Genomic DNA, 3255 nt, shown 5'->3' with positions numbered 1-3255 from the left:
GGAGGACCCTAGGACCAGTAGCGGGGGCAGGATTTGAACCTGCGACCTCTGGGTTATGAGCCCAGCGAGCTACCGAACTGCTCCACCCCGCGGTGATGTCTTAACTGTATGGGGTCGGGGTGGCTTAGGCAAACGGGTTTGGGTGGGGGGCTTGGAGGGCGGCGGTGAGCATGGCGGTGAGGTCGGTGGTGAAGGTGTGGTGGTCGGGGTGGGGCGGGGGTGCGTCGGGCGGGTGGGTGCGGGTGGCGCGGTCGGCGAGGGCGGCGGTGAGGAAGGCGATGAAGAGGGTGATGCGTTCGAGGGCGAGGGGTTCGGGGAGGGCGGCGCGGCAGGCGGTTTCGAGGAGGTGGAGTTGTTGTTGGAGGGCGGTGTCGTGGAGGAGGGGCGGGGGGCGGTGGTCGCGGATTCCGGCGCGGCCGGCGAGCTGGGCGGTGATGCGGAGGAAGTCGCGGCCGTGGGGGGTGCGGAGTTCGTCGGCGGTGGGGCGGACGATGGCGTCGACGATGGCGTGGGGGTGGTCTGGGTGGAGTGTGGGGAGGGTGGCGGTGCGGGCGGGTTCCATGCGGGTGACGCCTGCGCGGAGGATGGCGTTGAGGAGGCCGTCGCGGGAGCCGAAGTGGTAGGTGACGGCAGAGTCGTTGGCTTGTCCGGCGAGGGCGACGATGTCGCGGGTGCGGGTGGCGTCGATGCCGTGGGCGGCGAAGAGGTGGGCGCCGGCGTGGATGAGGGCGTGGCGGGTGGCTCTTGCGTCTTTCGGCACGCCGGTGATACTAACAGGGGGCGTTAATAACGTCGCCTGTTAGAACCGGAGGCCGGCCGTGGCGGACGTCTACGACCCTTTCGATCCCGGCTTCCAGGCCGATCCCTATCCGGCGTACCGGCGGCTCCGGGACGGCGAGCCGGTGCACCGGCACGGTGAGCCGCCGTTCTGGGCGCTGTCGCGGTTCGAGGACGTCTGGGCGGCGACGCGGGACGCGGAGACGTTCTCGTCGGCGCAGGGCCTGACGTTCCATCCGGACGAGATCGGCATGCTGGGCCTGGCCCCGACGATCGTGATGCTGGATCCGCCGCGGCACGCGGTCCTGCGGCGCCTGATCAGCCACGGGTTCACGCCGCGCCGGACGGCCGCGCTCGAAGACCTCCTGCGGGGGTTCGTCCGGTCCCGGATCGCGGTGATGGAGCGCACGGCCGCCGACGGAGGGACGCCGGACCTGCACCGGGACTTCTCCTCGCCGCTGCCGACGTTCGCGCTGGCGCATCTGCTCGGCGTCCCGGAGGCCGACCGCGCGCGGTTCGACCCGTGGGTGTCGGCCCTCACGACGTTGCAGGACGAGAGGTTCGGCCTGCGCTCGATGCGGGACGGGGCGGTGAACGCGGTGGCGGAGATGTTCGGCTACTTCACCGACGTGATCAACGCGCGTCGCGCCGACCCGTCCGACGACCTGGTCAGCGCGCTGACGGCGGCGGAGGTGGACGGGGAGCGCCTCACCGACTGGGACATTCTCGGGTTCTGCTTCGTCATGGTGGCGGGCGGCAACGACACGACCGGGAACCTGATCTCGCACGGCGTGGCGCTGCTGGACGGCGACCACGGGCAGCGCGAGCGCCTGGCGTCCGATCCGTCACTGATCCCGAACGCCCTGGTGGAGTTCCTGCGCCTGGAGAGCTCCGTCCAGGCGCTGGCCCGGACGACCACGCGCCCGGTCACGCTGCACGGGACGCGGATCCCGGAGGGCGAGAAGGTGATGATGCTGTTCGGGGCGGCGAACCGGGACGAGCGCGAGTTCGGCCCGTCCGCGGGCGAACTGGACGTCACCCGTGAGATCCCGCGCCATCTGGGCTTCTCCAGCGGCGTGCACTTCTGCATCGGGTCGCACCTGGCGAAGCTCCAGGCCCGCGTCGCGCTGGAGGAGCTTCTCCAGGCCCATCCCCACATCGGAGTGGACCTGGAGAGCGCCGAGCGCATCCAGTCGCCCTTCACCCGCGGCTGGGTCTCGCTACCGGCCACGGGCATCAGGGAGCGGCCGTGAACCGGGGCCGTCAGAGCGGGACGAAGGCCCCGTCCTCCTGGCAGGCCGAGACCGTCGCGGTGGCGAGGTCGTAGTACCAGAGGTGCATGCGCAGGCGTCCGGCGCGCAGGCTCTTGGTCACCGCCGGGTAGCGCCGCAGCTTGTCCGCCTGGGCGAGCAGATGCTGGTGCCCGGGGTCCGCGTCGGGGGTGTGCAGGCGGCGCCAGTGGTGGGTCTGGAGCAGCCACAGCCACATCGTCGGCGCCGTGCGCGGGGCCTGTGAGCGGGTCCGCGCCTGGACGGCGCCGCACTGGGTGTGGCCGCACAGGATCATGTCGGTGATGCGCAGGACGTTGACGGCGTATTCCACGGTGGCGGCCTCGGCGGTGAGCCGTCCGATCCGGTGCGGCGGGATGACGTTTCCGGCGGTGCGCAGTTCGAACAGTTCTCCCGGGCGGGCGCCGGTCAGCTGCGTCGGGACGAGCCGGGCGTCGGAGCAGGCGATGAACATCGCCTGCGGCGCCGGGGCCTGGGCGCCGCCGGACGGGTGGCCGCCCTGGCGCTGCGGGGCGAGCCGGGCATGGTCGATCAGGGGTTGCATGGGAGCGGATCCTTCGCTTCGGATGAAGAACCAGACGAGGTCAGGTGCGGGCACGCGGGACTCGCACGCGTGGGACCGCGCGCTCGTCCACGTGGGCGTCCGGTATTAGCAGCGCAGGATCTGCGATCGATTGCGGGACGGCACCGCGGGGCCCCTGGCCGTCGAGGGCCTGCCGGGGCCGGTCGCGGGGCGTCTGGCGACGGCGGTGGCGGCGGGAGCGGCGCCGCTGGGCGGGAAGTGCGCGGCGCCTCCGAAGAAGGAGCCGTGGTCGGCCTCGCAGTGTTCGGCGCACGGCGAGGCGAGGGGCTCCGCGTCAGGGGCGTGCGCGCAGGTCGCCGGGGCGATCGGCCGGTCGGCGTCAGCGATGTAGGCGGCGCTGCCGCGATGGCCGCTGGAGTGGCTCACCCCGTGCAGCAGCAGGACCAGGGGGATCACCGCCAGCACCCATGCGCGCCTACTCCGCGCACGCGGCCGGACAGCCCTGGTCGCACGCTTTCCCACACCTCAAAGATTACCCATAGTGATGGCCTGATACTAGCTGTGACCGGTAAGGGGGTCCTGCCCTGGTCACGGCCGCGGGCCCGCACCCGTCCATGCCGACCATGGCCTTCTCCCCCGTGTTTCTGCAGGCGGGATCGCCGATCG

4 protein-coding genes and 1 tRNA gene are annotated in these 3255 nt (G+C 71.9%); 1 reads left to right on the top strand and 4 read right to left on the bottom strand.

Features of this window, described 5'->3' with window-relative positions:
• Positions 1-18: 18 nt before the first annotated feature.
• Positions 19-92: transfer RNA gene (locus tag AB0C84_RS45705), tRNA-Met, on the bottom strand.
• A gap of 32 nt (positions 93-124) precedes the next feature.
• On the bottom strand, positions 125-760 hold the full coding sequence (locus tag AB0C84_RS45700; protein WP_361079095.1) for a helix-turn-helix domain-containing protein: 636 nt from the start codon (positions 758-760) through the stop codon (positions 125-127).
• Positions 761-818: 58 nt separating this feature from the next.
• Here AB0C84_RS45700 and AB0C84_RS45695 point away from each other — a divergent pair, with 58 nt between their 5' ends.
• A complete protein-coding gene (locus AB0C84_RS45695; RefSeq protein ID WP_361079092.1) occupies positions 819-2030 on the top strand; it encodes a cytochrome P450 in 1212 nt (403 codons plus the stop codon).
• Between the two features lie 10 nt (positions 2031-2040).
• Here the strand turns inward: AB0C84_RS45695 and AB0C84_RS45690 are convergent, their stop codons facing one another.
• The gene (locus tag AB0C84_RS45690; protein WP_338740784.1) at positions 2041-2610 is read right to left on the bottom strand and encodes a carbonic anhydrase; all 570 of its coding nucleotides are present in this window, start codon (positions 2608-2610) and stop codon (positions 2041-2043) included.
• 105 nt (positions 2611-2715) lie between these two features.
• Positions 2716-3045, bottom strand: coding sequence for a hypothetical protein (locus AB0C84_RS45685; RefSeq protein WP_361079088.1), 330 nt, complete (start codon positions 3043-3045; stop codon positions 2716-2718).
• Between the last annotated feature and the right edge of the window lie 210 nt (positions 3046-3255).

The organism is Actinomadura sp. NPDC048955, assembly GCF_040649435.1.
GTDB classification, from domain to species: Bacteria; Actinomycetota; Actinomycetes; order Streptosporangiales; family Streptosporangiaceae; genus Spirillospora; species Spirillospora luteofluorescens.
The sequence above is the reverse complement of the archived record's forward strand: the minus strand, read 5'-3'. Positions and strand labels throughout refer to the sequence as shown.